The organism is Geobacillus thermopakistaniensis (genome assembly GCF_000498995.1).
GTDB lineage: Bacteria > Bacillota > Bacilli > Bacillales > Anoxybacillaceae > Geobacillus > Geobacillus thermoleovorans.
In genome coordinates this window covers 98,801-114,571 of the sequence record NZ_AYSF01000030.1, presented here as the reverse complement: position 1 = coordinate 114,571, position 15,771 = coordinate 98,801, and the positions used below count along the sequence as shown (strand labels likewise).

13 protein-coding genes and 1 other annotated feature are annotated in these 15,771 nt (G+C 55.0%); of the genes, 2 read left to right on the top strand and 11 right to left on the bottom strand.

Annotated features, from left to right (window positions below; genetic code table 11):
* Positions 1–147 precede the first annotated feature (147 nt).
* Entirely contained in the window at positions 148–2,790 is a 2,643-nt protein-coding gene (locus T260_RS134530; protein ID WP_023633497.1) for a valine--tRNA ligase, read from the bottom strand.
* A gap of 100 nt (positions 2,791–2,890) precedes the next feature.
* Positions 2,891–3,126, bottom strand: a binding site (T-box leader).
* 139 nt (positions 3,127–3,265) lie between these two features.
* Here T260_RS134530 and T260_RS134535 point away from each other — a divergent pair.
* Positions 3,266–3,454, top strand: coding sequence for a YszA family small membrane protein (locus tag T260_RS134535; RefSeq protein WP_011232115.1), 189 nt, complete (start codon positions 3,266–3,268; stop codon positions 3,452–3,454).
* Positions 3,455–3,492: 38 nt separating this feature from the next.
* Here T260_RS134535 and ysxE read toward each other — a convergent pair whose 3' ends face one another.
* The 8 genes from ysxE to hemA form a co-directional block, all read right to left on the bottom strand.
* Positions 3,493–4,524, bottom strand: coding sequence for a spore coat protein YsxE (ysxE, locus tag T260_RS134540; RefSeq protein ID WP_023633496.1), 1,032 nt, complete (start codon positions 4,522–4,524; stop codon positions 3,493–3,495).
* A gap of 44 nt (positions 4,525–4,568) precedes the next feature.
* Positions 4,569–5,621 (bottom strand): stage VI sporulation protein D, encoded by a 1,053-nt coding sequence (spoVID, locus tag T260_RS134545; RefSeq protein WP_023633495.1) that lies wholly within the window; start codon positions 5,619–5,621, stop codon positions 4,569–4,571.
* A 118-nt stretch (positions 5,622–5,739) separates the two neighbouring features.
* Positions 5,740–7,029, bottom strand: coding sequence for a glutamate-1-semialdehyde 2,1-aminomutase (gene hemL / locus T260_RS134550; protein WP_011232118.1), 1,290 nt, complete (start codon positions 7,027–7,029; stop codon positions 5,740–5,742).
* 16 nt (positions 7,030–7,045) lie between these two features.
* Positions 7,046–8,020: a porphobilinogen synthase gene (gene hemB, locus T260_RS134555; RefSeq protein ID WP_013144588.1), complete on the bottom strand. Its 975-nt coding sequence runs from the start codon at positions 8,018–8,020 to the stop codon at positions 7,046–7,048.
* Positions 8,021–8,791, bottom strand: coding sequence for a uroporphyrinogen-III synthase (locus tag T260_RS134560; RefSeq protein WP_011232120.1), 771 nt, complete (start codon positions 8,789–8,791; stop codon positions 8,021–8,023). It lies immediately after the preceding gene.
* On the bottom strand, positions 8,791–9,720 hold the full coding sequence (gene hemC / locus T260_RS134565) for a hydroxymethylbilane synthase (RefSeq protein ID WP_014196450.1): 930 nt from the start codon (positions 9,718–9,720) through the stop codon (positions 8,791–8,793). Before hemC ends, T260_RS134560 begins: the two co-directional genes overlap by 1 nt.
* 15 nt (positions 9,721–9,735) lie before the next feature.
* Positions 9,736–10,554, bottom strand: a complete 819-nt coding sequence (ccsA, locus tag T260_RS134570; protein WP_011232122.1) for a cytochrome c biogenesis protein — start codon at positions 10,552–10,554, stop codon at positions 9,736–9,738.
* Positions 10,555–10,564: 10 nt separating this feature from the next.
* Complete coding sequence (hemA, locus tag T260_RS134575) at positions 10,565–11,929, bottom strand: glutamyl-tRNA reductase (RefSeq protein WP_011232123.1); 1,365 nt, start codon at positions 11,927–11,929, stop codon at positions 10,565–10,567.
* Between the two features lie 166 nt (positions 11,930–12,095).
* Between hemA and T260_RS134580 the strand changes: the two genes are divergently transcribed.
* On the top strand, positions 12,096–12,581 hold the full coding sequence (locus tag T260_RS134580) for a LiaI-LiaF-like domain-containing protein (protein ID WP_011232124.1): 486 nt from the start codon (positions 12,096–12,098) through the stop codon (positions 12,579–12,581).
* A gap of 41 nt (positions 12,582–12,622) precedes the next feature.
* On the opposite strand, the gene yihA is transcribed toward T260_RS134580, so the two are convergent.
* Positions 12,623–13,210, bottom strand: a complete 588-nt coding sequence (yihA, locus tag T260_RS134585) for a ribosome biogenesis GTP-binding protein YihA/YsxC (protein WP_023633494.1) — start codon at positions 13,208–13,210, stop codon at positions 12,623–12,625.
* On the bottom strand, positions 13,207–15,549 hold the full coding sequence (lon, locus tag T260_RS134590; RefSeq protein WP_031212304.1) for an endopeptidase La: 2,343 nt from the start codon (positions 15,547–15,549) through the stop codon (positions 13,207–13,209). The genes yihA and lon overlap by 4 nt, the downstream gene beginning before the upstream one ends.
* Positions 15,550–15,771: the final 222 nt, after the last annotated feature.

The following is a 15,771-nucleotide window of genomic DNA, read 5'->3' as shown; positions in this document are numbered from 1 at the left end:
ACATCGAGAAGCCTGGTGAAAGCGAGTATATGTTGACAACAAACCTCTTCTCAGAATACGCCAACCTTCCATCATGATCCATCGAAAAAGACGAATCCACAGGAAAGCGGATTCGTCTTCATCATAATCAACAGCAAGATCGTTTGTCTACCGTTTGAGCTCGGCGAGGCGCGCCTTGACGGCTTCGCGTTTTTCCATGTAATCTTGCCGCTTGCGCCGCTCTTCTTCGACGACATGAGCCGGCGCTTTCGCCAAAAATCCTTCGTTCGCCAGTTTCTTTTCGACGCGCTCGACTTCTTTGTTCCATTTGTCAAGCTCTTTTTCAAGCCGCTTAATTTCCTCCTCAATATTGATCAATCCTTCAAGCGGCATGATGAGCTCGGCGCCGGTGACGACCGCCGTCATCGCTTTGTCCGGCGCGGGAACGTTTGTATCGATCAAGAGCTCGCTCGGGTTGCAGAACCGCTCAAGATAGGCGCGGTTTTTCATGAGCGCCGCCCGCACTTGTTCATCTTTCACCTTAATATAGAGCGCAATCGGCTTGCTCGGCGGCGTGTTCACTTCGGCGCGGACGTTGCGGACGGCGCGGATGATGTCGACGAGCATCCGCATTTCTTCCGCGGCTTCTTCGTTCGACAGCTCAGGGCGCACTTGCGGCCACGGAGCGACGGTGATCGATTCGCCTTCATGCGGCAAGTTTTGCCAAATTTCCTCGGTAATGAACGGCATGAACGGGTGAAGCAGGCGCATCGTGTTGTCGAGCACATACGCCAACACCGAACGTGTCGTCTTTTTCGCCGCCTCGTCATCACCGTACAGCGGCAGCTTTGCCATTTCGATATACCAGTCGCACAAGTCGTCCCAAATAAAGTTGTACAGCGTACGCCCCGCTTCGCCGAATTCGTATTTCTCAGCGAGCTTCGTCACCGTATCGATCGTTTCGTTGAGACGCGTTAAAATCCAATGGTCGGCGACCGTTTTTTCGCCGCTCAAATCAAGCTCCTCGTACGTCATGCCGCCCATGTTCATCAAGGCAAAGCGCGAGGCGTTCCAAATTTTGTTGGCAAAATTCCACGTCGCTTCGACTTTTTCGGTGCTGAAGCGCAAGTCTTGCCCCGGCGAGCTGCCGGTCGCCAAGAAATAGCGGAGCGCATCGGCGCCGTACTGGTCGATCACATCCATCGGATCGACGCCGTTGCCGAGCGATTTGCTCATTTTCCGCCCTTGGGCGTCGCGGACGAGGCCGTGGATGAGCACGTCTTTGAACGGACGCTTTCCGGTGAATTCAAGCCCTTGGAAAATCATGCGCGACACCCAGAAGAAAATGATGTCATAGCCGGTGACAAGCACATCAGTCGGGTAGTAGCGCTTGTAATCCGGCGAGTCGGTATCCGGCCAGCCCATTGTCGAGAACGGCCAGAGCGCCGAGCTGAACCATGTGTCGAGCACATCTGGGTCTTGCTCCCAGTTTTCGATGTCTTTCGGCGGCTCATGGTCAACGTAAATTTCGCCCGTTTCTTTATGGTACCATGCCGGGATGCGATGCCCCCACCAAAGCTGGCGCGAAATGCACCAGTCGCGGATGTTTTCAAGCCAATGCAAATACGTTTTTTCAAACCGGTCCGGCACGAACTGCACTTTTTCGTCCGTTTGCTGCAGCTTGATGGCGGCTTCGGCGAGCGGCTTCATTTTCACAAACCATTGCGTCGACAAATACGGCTCAACGACCGCGCCGCTCCGTTCGCTATGACCGACTGAGTGCACGTGCTCCTCGATTTTAAAGAGGACGCCTTGTTCTTGCAAATCGCGGACGATTTGCTTCCGGCATTCAAACCGGTCAAGCCCCTGGTATTGCATGGCGTTTTCATTCATCGTGCCGTCTTCGTTCATGACAAGAATGCGCGGCAAATTGTGGCGGTTGCCGATTTCAAAATCGTTCGGGTCGTGCGCCGGCGTAATTTTGACCGCTCCGGAGCCGAACTCCATATCGACATATTCGTCGGCAATGATCGGTATTTCGCGGCCAACGATCGGCAGTTTCACCATTTTGCCGATCAAGTGCTTGTACCGCTCGTCATCGGGGTGCACAGCGACGGCCGTATCGCCGAGCATCGTTTCCGGACGGGTCGTCGCCACTTCAATGCAGCCGGAGCCGTCGGCGAGCGGATAGCGCAAATGGTAGAGCGCGCCTTTCACTTCTTTATAAACAACCTCAATGTCCGACAAAGCGGTTTTCGTCACCGGGTCCCAGTTGATGATGTACTCGCCGCGGTAAATAAGCCCTTTCCGGTAGAGCGAGACGAACACTTCGCGCACCGCTTTTGAGAGCCCTTCATCGAGCGTGAACCGCTCGCGCGTGTAATCGAGGCCAAGCCCTAACTTCGCCCATTGGCTGCGAATATGGCCGGCGTATTCTTCCTTCCACTTCCACGTTTCTTCTAAAAATTTTTCCCGGCCTAAATCATAGCGCGACAGCCCTTGCTGGCGCAGCTTCTCTTCCACTTTCGCCTGGGTGGCGATGCCGGCGTGATCCATTCCCGGAAGCCACAAAACGTCATACCCTTGCATCCGTTTCATGCGCGTAATGATGTCTTGCAGCGTCGTATCCCACGCGTGCCCCAGATGCAGTTTGCCGGTGACGTTGGGCGGTGGAATGACGATCGTAAACGGTCGTTTGTTCGGATCACCGGTCGCTTCAAAAAATTTTCCTTTCAGCCACCATTCGTAGCGCCCCGCTTCGACCGCGCGGTGGTCGTATTTGGGCGGCATCGACACTTCGTGCTGTGCCATGTTTCATTTCCCTCCTTCAACATGATGGACAATGCGGCCGACGGCGGCTTCCCACTGAGCAATGCCGCGCAGCCGGCAAGCAAAAAAGCCCCTTTCATCCCAAAAGGACGAAAGGAGCTGCTTTCGCGGTACCACCTTTTTTCTTAAGCCCAAAGGCTTAAGCGCTTCATTGGCATAACGGCATGATGCCGGCTTCCTCTACTCGGCAGCAGCGCCTTTCAAAGAAGCAGCTCAAGGGCGACCTTCCAGCAGCCGTCATCCTAGGAAATCTCGCAGCTTCTGATTTCCCTCTCTGCAGGCGCGGACCGCTGTACTCTTCCCCGTCTTCGCTTTTGTCATCATTGTTCGATTATTATACTACCATTGTCCATCATCTTTGCCAAGTTTTTATTTATTTATTCCATCCGTGTGCATTTGGTGACAAACCACCGCACGTTTCATATTGTATAGTAAACCGGAGAAGGAGGGAATGTCGATGCGGCGATTCAACCCGTATTCGTGGCCGCCGTGGCTTCGGCAAGTGCGCGCCGTCTGCGCCCAAGTGATCATCCCGCTCACCATTTTTCAAGCGATCCGCACTATTTTTCTGCCAACGACGTTTGATGTCATTTTATTGGCCATCTTCGTTTTCATTGCCGTGGCGCTCCATCTGGAATGGATTTAGTGGGACGCCATTTTGTTTGGGCTGGATTCAAAATCGATTTAACCATTGCTGCTTTCATCCGCCGGCGGTTCGTTGTCCACCGCTTCTTCCTGCTGCCGCGCGGCGTCGCGTTGGACAAGGTGCATAACGAGCGCCTCCATATTTTTGAACGCCAAATAACGACGCTGCAACGCGGCCACATATTCCCGTTCGTTCCGCTCGTTCCGCGAAGCGGCCTCATACCGCTCCAAACAGCGGACAAACCCACGCGGCTCCGCCAAATGGCTGTATAAAAACGCCCGCTCCCCGTCGGACAGCGGCAGCTCCTTCTCGTACTCCCCCATCCCTTCAAGCCACTCGCGCCCAAGCGGCGGCATTGTCTGTACGTGAAAACGGAGCGCGGCGATCACATCAAAGAGCGGCGAATTCCAATGCGCCCGCTCCCAACTGATCCAATACGGCGGGATATAGTGGGAGAGGCGCGCTTTGCCGTGCACCCAGGCGATGCGCCATTGCTTCGTCTCTTTGAGCGTCTCTTCCCACACATCGAGCCGTTCTTCAGCGAACGAGTACGCGCGCATCACCTCATGAAAATAGGTGCAGCATTGGAGCTGAAACGGAGACATGTACCACGCCGCTTCGTACCGCTCAATCCGTTCTTCCCAAACCATCCGCGCCCGTTGCCATTCGTCCTTTTTTTGCTTTCGGTACGCCGCCGCCTCTTCCTCACTCACCTCGATCGTACGGACGGTGGCGCGATGGAGGCGGGCGAGCTCGCGAAAAAAGGCGTCCACCGCATCCTTCTCCACCTTTGATTCGCCGTCATGCCATGCTTGCAAATAATAAAGACGGCCGCCTTCTGTGGCAAACAGCGACCGCCGCCGCGTCAGGTAAAGCGGGAGACAACGGGGGCCGCCATGCTGAAGAGACTGCCAAACGGCGGCGGCTTCTTGCTCGCTTTCAAGCGGCTTTAAGGCGAAAACACCGCGGTTCGTGTATACTTTGACGGCTTTGCCTCGCTGCTCCATGCGCTCTGGACGAAGACCGTACTGGGCGAGCACAGCCTCATATCGGTCAGCCTGTGCGGCCATTTGTTACGCCCCCTTATCGGCAAAAGAAACGGAAAGCGTCCCTTTCATGAGAAAGGACGGCTTCCCGCCATGGCCGGAATATACAGCAGCTGCCCCTCGTGCACGTCATCTGGGCTTTCCAAATCATTGGCGCGCAAAAGCTGTGAGACGGTCACATCATACCGTTCGGCAATCTTGTCCAATGAATCTCCTTGCTGGACGATGCAAATTTTCAGTTTCGTAAACTCTTTCTCCTCGCTTTTCGCAAACAGTTTCGTCAAGTAAAGCGCATTTTCGCTTTTTGTTTTCGTTTCTTCTTCTTCTTCCTCAACCGCCTTTTTCGCCGCCCCGATCGATACCTTCGCCTCAGTTGGCGGCAGCAGCGAAGCGATGTCTTCCTCCGTCTGTGCGCTGACCGCCTTCGTTTCCGTCTCAATCGGCAAAAACGGCTCTTTGGCCTCCTCTTCTTCCTCAGCCTCCGTTTCTTCATGACGCATGGCGGCCGGCTCCATGACGGAAACCGTCGTTTCGTCGGCGGCAAAAGCCGGCTGTTCATCCGCCTCATCGGTGAGATCATCCACGGAAGCAAACGCTTCCTCACCGGCCGCTTCCTTGCGGGCGATTGATTCAAACGGGGCAAACAGCGGCTCATCGTCCTTCTCATCGTCCGGCAAATCATCGTCAAGCGGCGCTTCACTGATGCCGCTGATCGAAATGTCGGCAGTGATCAGCAATCTTCCGTTTTCATCCAAATCATAATCAAACGATTCAACCGTCACGTACACATCCTCAAGGGAACGAATGCGGTTTTTTGGAATCGTAATATCGATTGGAAAGCGGTGCGACAGTTCGCTGATCCCGTCTTCGCGCACCGAAATGTGCTGAATGAACCGATAACCAGCCAGCTCAAACACGTCGTCATCCGCTTCAGCCTGCCCTTCGCCCGCTTGGCGGAATTCGCCGCTCAACTCAAGCGCGCCGCGGATCGTAATATATTGGTCGTACTCATCGACGGAAATGACCGGATCAAGAGAAATGGATAAAAACTCGGCGACTTCCTGTCCTCTTTTAAACCAGACCGATTCTTCCAATGAAAAACGCAAATACGATTGCTCCAACCGGGCCTCCTCCTTCCGTCCCTTCGGCAAATGGTTTCTATGACATTATCCATTGTATGAACGGAAACGAGGCGGTATGATAAAAAATTGGGCTGCCGACGGTCGGCAGCCCCTTTCCTTATCCGCGCAGACGGGCAAACACCCGCTCAGCAGCGGCAATCGTATATTCAATATCATCATCACTGTGCGCCGTCGACAAAAACAGCCCTTCAAATTGCGACGGCGGCAGGAAAATGCCTTCATTCGCCATTTCCCGATAATAGGCGGCAAACAGCTCCAAGTCGGACGTTTTCGCTGTCTCGTAGTTGACCACCGGCTCGTTCGTGAAGAAAAAGCCGATCATCGACCCAGCGCGGTTGATCGTATGCGGGATGTCGTATTTCTCTGCTGCCTGATGAAGCCCATCCGCAAGGCGCGCCGCTTTGCGGCCAAGCTCTTCGTACGTTTCCGGCGTCAGCTGGCGGAGCGTCTCGTACCCGGCCGTCATGGCGAGCGGATTGCCGGAGAGCGTGCCGGCTTGGTACACCGGCCCGCTCGGCGCGACAAGCTCCATGATCTCGGCTTTGCCCCCGTACGCCCCGACCGGCAAGCCGCCGCCGATCACTTTGCCAAGGCACGTCAAATCCGGCTCAATGCCATAATACCCTTGGGCGCAGTGGTAATCGACGCGGAACCCGGTCATGACCTCGTCGAAAATCAATAAGGCTCCGTATTGTTTCGTCACCTCGCGCAGCCCTTCCAAAAAGCCAGGCACTGGCGGAACGACGCCCATGTTGCCGGCGACCGGTTCGACGATCACCGCGGCGATGTCTTCGCCAAACCGCTCAAACGCATAGCGGACGCTGTCCAAATCGTTGTACGGCACCGTGATGGTATGCTGGGCGACCGATTCCGGCACGCCCGGGCTGTCCGGCAGGCCGAGCGTCGCCACGCCGGAGCCGGCTTTAATGAGCAGCGAATCGCCGTGGCCGTGGTAGCTGCCTTCGAATTTCATGATTTTGTTGCGCTTCGTGTAGCCGCGCGCTAAGCGGAGGGCGCTCATCGTCGCCTCCGTACCGGAGTTGACCATCCGCACGATTTCCACCGACGGCACCCGCTCAATCACGAGCTTGGCGAGCTCATTTTCAAGCAATGTCGGAGCGCCAAAGCTTGTGCCTTGTTCCGCCACGCGCTTCAACGCTTCCACGACCTGCGGGTTGGCATGCCCTAAAATGAGCGGACCCCATGACAGTACGTAATCAATGTACTCATTGCCGTCAATATCGTAAATTTTCGCTCCTTGGCCGCGCGCCATGAAAATCGGCGTCATCCCGACCGACTTGAAGGCGCGCACCGGGCTGTTCACCCCGCCCGGCATCAATTTCACCGCTTCTTCGTAAGCGGTTTTTGACCGTTCGTAGCTTCGCATGCTTCCGCCCTCCTCTCTATTCAGCCAGCCAGCGGGCGACATCTTTGGCAAAATACGTAATGATCAAATCCGCGCCCGCCCGTTTCATCCCTGTCAACATTTCCATGACGACCGGCTTCTCATCGATCCAGCCGTTTTGCGCCGCCGCTTTGACCATCGCATACTCGCCGCTCACGTTATAGGCGACAAGCGGAAGCGGAAAACGGTTTTTGACGTCGCGGATAATATCCATGTAGGCAAGCGCTGGCTTCACCATCAAGAAATCAGCGCCTTCTTTGACATCCGACTCCGCCTCGCGAAACGCCTCAAGGCGGTTGGCCGGATCCATTTGGTACGTCTTCCGGTCGCCAAACTGCGGCGCGCTGTCGGCGGCATCACGGAACGGGCCGTAAAATGCCGAAGCGTATTTGATTGCATACGACATGATCGGCACATACTCAAACCCTGCTTCATCAAGCCCACGGCGAATGGCGGCGACAAAGCCGTCCATCATGTTCGACGGCGCGATGATGTCGGCGCCGGCTTGCGCTTGGCTCACCGCCGTTTTGGTGAGGAGCTCGAGCGACGGGTCGTTCAGCACGCGCTCGTTTTCGACGACGCCGCAATGGCCGTGGCTCGTATATTCACATAAACACGTATCCGCAATGACGACTAGATCTTTGTGTTCAGCTTTGATTTGGCGGATCGCCCGCTGAACAATCCCTGTTTCGCAATACGCCTGCGAACCGACTTCATCTTTTTCATTCGGCACACCAAACACCATGACGGCGGGAATGCCAAGCTTGGCGATGTCGTCCACTTCCTCAGATAAACGGTCAAGCGATAAATGGTAAACCCCTGGCATCGACGGCACTTCCCGCTTAATGCCGCTTCCCTCGACCACAAACAGCGGATAAATGAGATCCTCGACGCGAAGATGCGTCTCACGCACCATCGCCCGAATCGCAGCCGTTTGCCGCAAACGGCGATGGCGGTCAAATGACAGTGCCATTCATCGTCCCTCCATGGAAAAATATTGTTCCATCGCTTTGATTATACCATCCGTCGTGTAATCAGCTGGACAAATATGTACGGTGATTCCTTCCCGCTCCGCCGCCTTTTTTGTCACCGGCCCGATGCAGGCGACAGCGACGCCGGAGAGAAGCGCGGACGCTTCCTCGCCAAGAAGGCGGGCAAGGCTATGAACCGCCGATGGGCTCATCAACGTAATCGCATCTAGTTTCCGTTCGCGCAGCAACGCCAACAATGGTTCTCGACCGCTTAGGTCTGGCACCGTTTGATAAACCGTAAACTCATCGACCGCTGCGCCTGCCTTCCTTAACGCCTCAGGCAGCGTCGGGCTTGCCAAATCACCTTTGACAAACAGCACCCGGTCGCCTTGTTTTACGCGCGGTGCAAGCATGGCGGCAAGCCGTTCAGCGGTGAAATCATCCGGTACGAGCGCCGGTGAAACACCGTACTCAACGAGCGCGGCCGCCGTCTTCCGCCCGACGACGGCGACATTCGGCAGCGGCCGCGGCAACGAAACGTGCGGAAAAAAGAAGCGGACCGCGTTCACGCTCGTCAACACGAGCCAGCGGTATTCCCCGAGCCGTCCGGCGAGCGCGGCGATGGCTTCCGGCGCAGCCGCCGGGCGGATGGCTATGAGCGGGATTTCGATCGGCACGGCGCCAACGGCGCGCAGCTTGGCGGAAAACGATGCCGCCTGCCTTTTGTCACGAGTGACAAGTACCGTCTTGCCGGCTAGGGCGCGATTGGCCATCAGTCGCCCAGCTCCTTTTTCACCCGCTCGATCAGCGCTTTTGCCCCTTGTTCGCTCAAGATGGCAGCCGCCTGTCGGCCGACCGCTTCCGGATCGGCGCCAGTGACGATTTCTTTATACATTTCTTTGCCATCCGGGGAGGCGACAAGCGCGGTAAGACGCACCGTCCCCTCCTTCACTTCCGCGTAGCCGGCAATCGGCACTTGACAGCCTCCTTCCATTTGCTGCAAAAAGGCGCGCTCCGCCCGAACAGCCCGCTCGGTTTGCTCGTCGTTTAACCGGCTGAGCCATTGGCGCAATTCGTCATCATCCTCCCGGCATTCGACCGCCAGCGCCCCTTGGCCGACCGCCGGAACACAGACATCAAAAGGAAGATAGTCGCTGATGACGTCATCGCCCCAACCCATGCGCGCAAGACCCGCCGCCGCCAGCACGATCGCATCGTACTCTTCGCTTTCGAGCTTCGCCAACCTTGTGTCAATATTGCCGCGAATCCATTTGATCGTCAAATCCGGGCGATAGGCAAGCAGCTGCGCCGAACGGCGCAAGCTGCTCGTGCCAATGACCGACCCAGGCGGCAAGTCGGAGAGCATCCGGTTTCCTTTGCTGACAAGCACATCGCGTGCATCTTCGCGACGCGGAACCGCACCGATCACTAAACCTTCGGGCAGCACAGCCGGCATATCTTTCATGCTATGGACCGCCATATCGATGCCGCCGGCGAGCAATTCATGCTCAATCTCTTTCACAAACAACCCTTTGCCCCCGACTTTCGAGAGCGTAACATCAAGCACCCGATCTCCTTTCGTGACGATTTCTTTCACTTCAAACGTAAACGGCGCCCCAAGCTGTTTCAATTCGTTGATCACCCACTTCGTCTGGGTCAAGGCAAGCTTGCTGCGCCGCGAGCCAACGACAATGTTCCGCATCTCGTTTCACCTCGATTACGAATACCAAAAATGAAATTTTGACAAACTGCCAAACAAGAAAAAGTTGACAAGCAAAAATAAAAACGAACCGATATTCCATAGCGCGATCGCCTTCCCTTGCATCTGCCGGACGGCTCGCTTGTAAAAATAGACGCCATAGACGAGAAGAACGACAAACGACCCGAGCACTTTCGCATCATACCAATGGAAATGGTCGATTTGAATGTACGCCCAAATCACGCCAAGAATGAGCCCTAATAACAACATAGGCAAGCCGAGCGCATTTAAAACATACGACAAAAAATCAAGCCGCGACAAATCCGCCATGCGCCAAAGGCGCGCCCCCCACTTTTTCTTTTTCAGCAAACTGTACTGCAACATGTAAAGTGCCGAAAACAGAAACGACAGCGTAAACGCCGCATACGCTCCGAGCGAAAGGGTGATGTGGATGATCAGCAGCTCCGAGACGAGCCGCTCCGCAACAGCCGGCGACTGCGAAGACGGTGCAAACGTATGAATGGCCAAAATAAAAAAAGCAAGCACGTTCGTAAAAAAGACGATGAAATCGACGCGCAGCAGCCGATTGATGACGAGCGACAGCGTAATGAGCAGCCAAGCGTAAAAATAAAGCCCTTCCGACATCGTTAAAATCGGAAAGCGCTTCGTCTCCATGATGCGAGAAACAAACGTCACTGTCTGCAAAAGCCATACAATAGAAAGCAACCAGAAGGCGATGTCGTTCGCCTTCCGGTTTTGTTGCAAAAAATCGATGAAATAGAATAGGATCGAAGCGATGTAAAGCAAAATGGACAACTCATACAACAGCGCCACCATCCATCCCACCTTACAGCTGCCATGATGGGCGGGCGGCACGGACCGCTTCCGCGTCTTGTTCATCGCATTGCACGGATTTCGCCTGCTCTATATGCCGCTCGGCTTTCACCGCATCTTCGATATTGAAAATTTTCATAAACAGCAAAAGCGCCTCCTCGGCATTCGGGCCGGCGGCGAGTTCCTTCGCCTGCAAAATCGGATCGCGGAGCAGCTGGTTAATAATGCTTTTCGTATGCTTATTCAACACTTTCCAGTCGCGCTCCGACAAATGCGGCAGTTTCCGCTCCAAACTTTTCATCGTTTCTGCTTGAATGGCCAGCGCCTTTTCGCGCAATGCGGCAATGACTGGCACGACGCCGAGCGTCTGCAGCCATTGGCTGAACGCCATAAGTTCCGCTTCGATCATCGTTTCAATGCGAGCCGCTGCCTTTTGCCGTTCCGCCAAGTTGGCCGCCACCACATCTTGCAAATCGTCAATGTCGTACAAAAACACCGTTTCCAAATCAGCCAACGCCGGATCCAAATCGCGCGGCACCGCGATGTCAACCATAAAGAGCGGGCGGCCTTTGCGCATTTTCTCAAGCGGCGCCACCATTTCCTTCGTCAAAATATAGCCTTTGGCTCCCGTCGAGCTGATGACGATATCCGCTTCCAGCAAAGCGCATGACAATTCGCCGAGCGGCTTCGCTTCGCCGGCAAACTGCTTAGCAAGCTGTTTCGCTTTTTCAAGCGTCCGATTGACAACCGTCACCTTCCCGACGCCGCTGCCGTACAAGTTTTGCGCCGCCAGCGTCCCCATTTTGCCGGCCCCGATAATCAAGACGTGCTTGCCGGCAAGGCGGCCGAAAATTTTCTTCGCCAGCTCAACCGCCGCATAGCTGACCGATACAGCGTGCGCGCCGATGCCCGTTTCCGAGTGGGCGCGCTTCGCAAAGGTCACCGCCTGCTTGAACAGATGATTGAAAATCGTGCCGCTCGTCCCGACCTCTTGAGCGAGCAAATAGCTGTCTTTCACTTGCCCTAAAATTTGCGTTTCCCCAAGCACCATCGAATCAAGGCCGGCCGCCACGCGGAACAAATGCTTTATGGCCGCTTCTCCTTCAAGCACACGCAAATACGGAGCAATCGCTTCCACTTTGACGCCAAACCATTCGGCTAAAAATGCTTTCATATAGTAACGTCCGGTATGCAGTTGATCAACCACTGCATAAACTTCCGTCCGGTTGCACGTCGAAACGATCACATTTTCGAGCACGCTTTTTTGCTTGGCGAGCTGTTTCATCGCCGCACCGAGTTCCGCTTCTGCAAACGCGAGCTTTTCGCGGATTTCTACAGGGGCGGTTTTATAGTCGACGCCAACGACTACGATTTGCACGATGCCATCCCCCTTATTGACCGAATCCCTTCCATCATTATATCACAACCGTCCATCGTTCCGGTTTGAAAAAATTGTGAACATGCCTCCAAAGCTATGCTAAACTGTAGACAGTGATCATTCTATCATAAACATGTCCAAAAGGGAAACGGAGGACGCGACGATCATGAAAACCCGAACGGTATTCGCCGGCATCTTGTTCATCGGCCTCGGGCTGTATTTTCTCGCCGGACAGTTGGAATCCCCCCTTTTCCATTTCTTCCAAGGGTGGCCGGCCTTGCTTGCCATTTGCGGCGCGGCTTTGCTTGGCCAGGCGCATTCAGCGCGTGAATATGCTTACCTTTTCCCCGGCTTTCTTTTACTCGGATTTGGCGTTGAGTTGCTCCTTGCGAGTGCATTTTCGGCCTGGCCCCGCGGCGTGAACATGTTTTTTTTCCTCATCGCGCTCGCTTTTTTCGCCAGCAGCCGCAAACAAAAAGGCGGGGCCGGCTTTGGCGTGCTTTTCTTGCTTCTCGCTGTCGTGCTGACGTTTTCCGGGCGCGGCCAGCCGTTCTTTCACCTCGTCCAAGCCGGACTTTCCTCTGTCTGGAAGTTTTGGCCGCTCGGACTCATCGCCATCGGCGTCTATATATTATGGACTAGGCGAAAATAGCCTTGGAAGTGAAAACACCAGCGGAATCGCTGGTGTTTTCGTCATGAGGCCACAAACGGCAAAAGCGCCGCCCATGCTTCGTCTTTCCCTTGTCCGGTCTCGGCGGAAAACAAAATGAGCGGGTCGCCGTCAGCCATCCGCAGCGTCTCGCGCGCGATTTTCGCGTGTTTTTGATGCTTGCCGCGCGGCACTTTATCCGCTTTCGTCGCGATGACGATCACCGGGATCTCGTAATGTTTCAAAAACTCGTACATCATCACATCGTCTTTCGTCGGCGGATGGCGCAAATCAACGAGCAGGACCGTCGCCTTAAGCACCTCGCGCGTCGTAAAGTACGTCTCCATCATGTTCCCCCATTTTTGCCGCTCCTGCTTCGACACGCGGGCGAAACCATAACCTGGCACGTCCACAAAGTAAAACGAGTCGTTAATCAAATAAAAATTCAACGTTTGCGTTTTACCTGGCTTTGAGGAGGTGCGCGCCAAGTTTTTCCGATTGATCATTTTGTTGATGAATGATGATTTGCCGACGTTCGAACGGCCGGCGAGCGCCACCTCCGGCCGTCCGCCGTCCGGATATTGTTCCGGCTTGACGGCACTGGTCACAAGCTCTGCTTTCTTCACATTCATCGCTTCCACCCCACCAACGCGTGCGGCAGCACCTCATCGAGATGAGAGACGAGCACAAAGCGCAAGTCGCGCTTCACCGTTTCCGGAATGTCAGCCAAATCTTTTTCATTGTCTTTCGGCAAAATGACGGTTTTCAATCCGGCACGATGGGCGCTTAACGTTTTCTCTTTCAGCCCCCCGATCGCAAGAACGCGGCCGCGCAGCGTAATTTCCCCGGTCATGCCGACAAAGCGGCTCACCGGCTTGCCCGTCAAAGCGGAAATGAGTGCGGTCGCAATCGTAATGCCGGCCGATGGCCCGTCTTTCGGCACCGCTCCTTCCGGAACGTGGATGTGAATATCATATTTCTCATGGAACTTCGGATCAATGTCAAGCTCCTCAGCGCGCGACCGCACGTAGCTGAACGCCGCTTGCGCTGATTCTTTCATGACATCGCCGAGCTTGCCGGTCAGCACGAGTTTCCCATTGCCTGGCGCGAGCGACACTTCGATGGCGAGCGTATCGCCGCCAAACGCCGTATACGCCAGCCCGGTCGCCACGCCGACTTGGTCTTCCGCCTCCGCTCGGCCGTAGCGGTATTTTCGCTTCCCTAAAAATTCCTCAAGATTGTTTTCTGTGATCACAACCCGCTTTTTCTCGCCGGAAACGATGAGGCGGGCCGCTTTTCGGCAGATAGCGGCGAGCTGCCGCTCAAGCTCCCGCACCCCGGCTTCGCGCGTATAATGGCGGATGATATCGAGCATCGCGTCATCGCGAATTTGCAACGCCGCCTTTTTCAGCCCGTGCTCGGTGATTTGTTTCGGCAGCAAATGCCGCTTGGCGATATGCAGCTTCTCCACTTCTGTGTAGCCTGGTATGTGGATCACTTCCATCCGGTCCAAGAGCGGCTGCGGAATCGCCGCCAAATGGTTGGCCGTGGCGATAAACATGACTTTCGATAGATCGTACGGCTCTTCAATGTAATGGTCGCTGAACGTATGATTTTGCTCCGGGTCAAGCACCTCCAGCATGGCCGCCGATGGATCGCCACGGAAATCGCTCGACATTTTGTCGATTTCATCAAGCAAGAAGACGGGGTTGATCGTGCCTGCTTTTTTCATCCCCTGGATAATGCGTCCCGGCATGGCGCCGACATACGTGCGGCGATGGCCGCGAATTTCCGATTCGTCGCGGACGCCGCCGAGCGAAACGCGGACGAAGCGGCGGCCGAGCGCTTTGGCGATCGAGCGGGCGAGCGACGTTTTGCCGACCCCCGGCGGTCCGGCGAGGCAAAGAATCGGACCTTTTAACGATTTCGTCAGCTGCTTGACAGATAAAAATTCAAGCACCCGTTCTTTCACTTTATCGAGCCCGTAATGCTCCTCGTTTAAAATCGCTTCCGCCCGCTTAATGTCGTGGATGTCTTCTGTTTCTTTCGACCACGGCAAGGCGATGAGCCAATCGAGGTAGTTGCGAATGACTGCGCTTTCCGCTGAGGTCGCCGGAATTTTTTCATAGCGGTCAAGCTCCTTCAATGCCGTTTGTTTCACATGCTCCGGCATGCCGGCCGCCTCGATTTTTTCTTTCAGCTCCTCGACTTCGCCCGTTTTTCCTTCTTTTTCGCCAAGCTCTTTTTGAATCGCCTTCATTTGCTCGCGCAAATAATACTCTTTTTGCGTCCGCTCCATCGACTGCTTGACGCGGGCGCTGATCTTTTTCTCAAGCTGGAGCACTTCTTTTTCGTTGTGCAAAATTTGGATGATTTTATTGAGGCGCTCTTTCACGTCGATCGTTTCTAAAATGCGCTGTTTTTCCTCAAGCTTAAGCGGCAAGTGCGAGGCGATGATGTCCGCCATTCGCCCCGGCTCATCGATGTCGACGATCGAGGCGTAAATGTCGACCGACAGCCGCTTGGACAAGTTTATGTACTGCTCGAAATATTCAAGCATCGTCCGCTTGAGCGCCTCATCTTCTAAATCTTTCGCCGCCCGATCAGCAAACTTTTCGACTTTGACGAGAAAGTACGGCTCCTCGCTGATCACTTCCGTAATGAGCGCCCGAGCGACGCCTTCGACAAGCACGCGGAACGTGCCGTTCGGGAGTTTTAGAAGTTGCTTGACGCGCGCGATCGTTCCCATTTTATATAAGTCATCCATGTCCGGTTCGTCGATGGCAACGTCTTTTTGCGACGTCAGCAAAATCATATGATCCTCAACCATGGCTTGTTCGAGCGCTTTGACCGATTTCTCGCGCCCGACATCCAAATGGAGCACCATCGTCGGAAACACGAGCAACCCACGCAGCGGCAAAAGCGGAACGACCGTCTCCTTTTTCTTTCCGTTCACGCCGAACACCTCCATCTCTCGCTTCTATTCGTTTATTGTATAGTACGGTAGCCGGGTTTGTAAAATTTGACGAACGAAAAAGCGCGCGGCGCTCCGTCTGCAGGCAAAGAAAAACCGACTTCAGCGACGATCCGCTTGCGCCGAAGCCGTACATAAAAGAGAGGCCGGGCGAACCGCCCGACTCGGTTGCGAGCGGATCGCCCGCTTTCGTTGCCAATCGTTCGCCTTGCCGCCGTT

What these genes read in the sequence shown, in the direction of transcription:
- T260_RS134530 (WP_023633497.1), bottom strand. Translation starts at nt 2,790, where the DNA reads ATGGCACAGCACGAAGTGTCGATGCCGCCCAAATACGACCACCGCGCG.
- T260_RS134535 (WP_011232115.1), top strand. Translation starts at nt 3,266, where the DNA reads ATGCGGCGATTCAACCCGTATTCGTGGCCGCCGTGGCTTCGGCAAGTG.
- ysxE (WP_023633496.1), bottom strand. Translation starts at nt 4,524, where the DNA reads ATGGCCGCACAGGCTGACCGATATGAGGCTGTGCTCGCCCAGTACGGT.
- hemL (WP_011232118.1), bottom strand. Translation starts at nt 7,029, where the DNA reads ATGCGAAGCTACGAACGGTCAAAAACCGCTTACGAAGAAGCGGTGAAA.
- hemB (WP_013144588.1), bottom strand. Translation starts at nt 8,020, where the DNA reads ATGGCACTGTCATTTGACCGCCATCGCCGTTTGCGGCAAACGGCTGCG.
- T260_RS134560 (WP_011232120.1), bottom strand. Translation starts at nt 8,791, where the DNA reads ATGGCCAATCGCGCCCTAGCCGGCAAGACGGTACTTGTCACTCGTGAC.
- hemC (WP_014196450.1), bottom strand. Translation starts at nt 9,720, where the DNA reads ATGCGGAACATTGTCGTTGGCTCGCGGCGCAGCAAGCTTGCCTTGACC.
- ccsA (WP_011232122.1), bottom strand. Translation starts at nt 10,554, where the DNA reads ATGGTGGCGCTGTTGTATGAGTTGTCCATTTTGCTTTACATCGCTTCG.
- T260_RS134580 (WP_011232124.1), top strand. Translation starts at nt 12,096, where the DNA reads ATGAAAACCCGAACGGTATTCGCCGGCATCTTGTTCATCGGCCTCGGG.
- yihA (WP_023633494.1), bottom strand. Translation starts at nt 13,210, where the DNA reads ATGAATGTGAAGAAAGCAGAGCTTGTGACCAGTGCCGTCAAGCCGGAA.
- lon (WP_031212304.1), bottom strand. Translation starts at nt 15,549, where the DNA reads ATGGAGGTGTTCGGCGTGAACGGAAAGAAAAAGGAGACGGTCGTTCCG.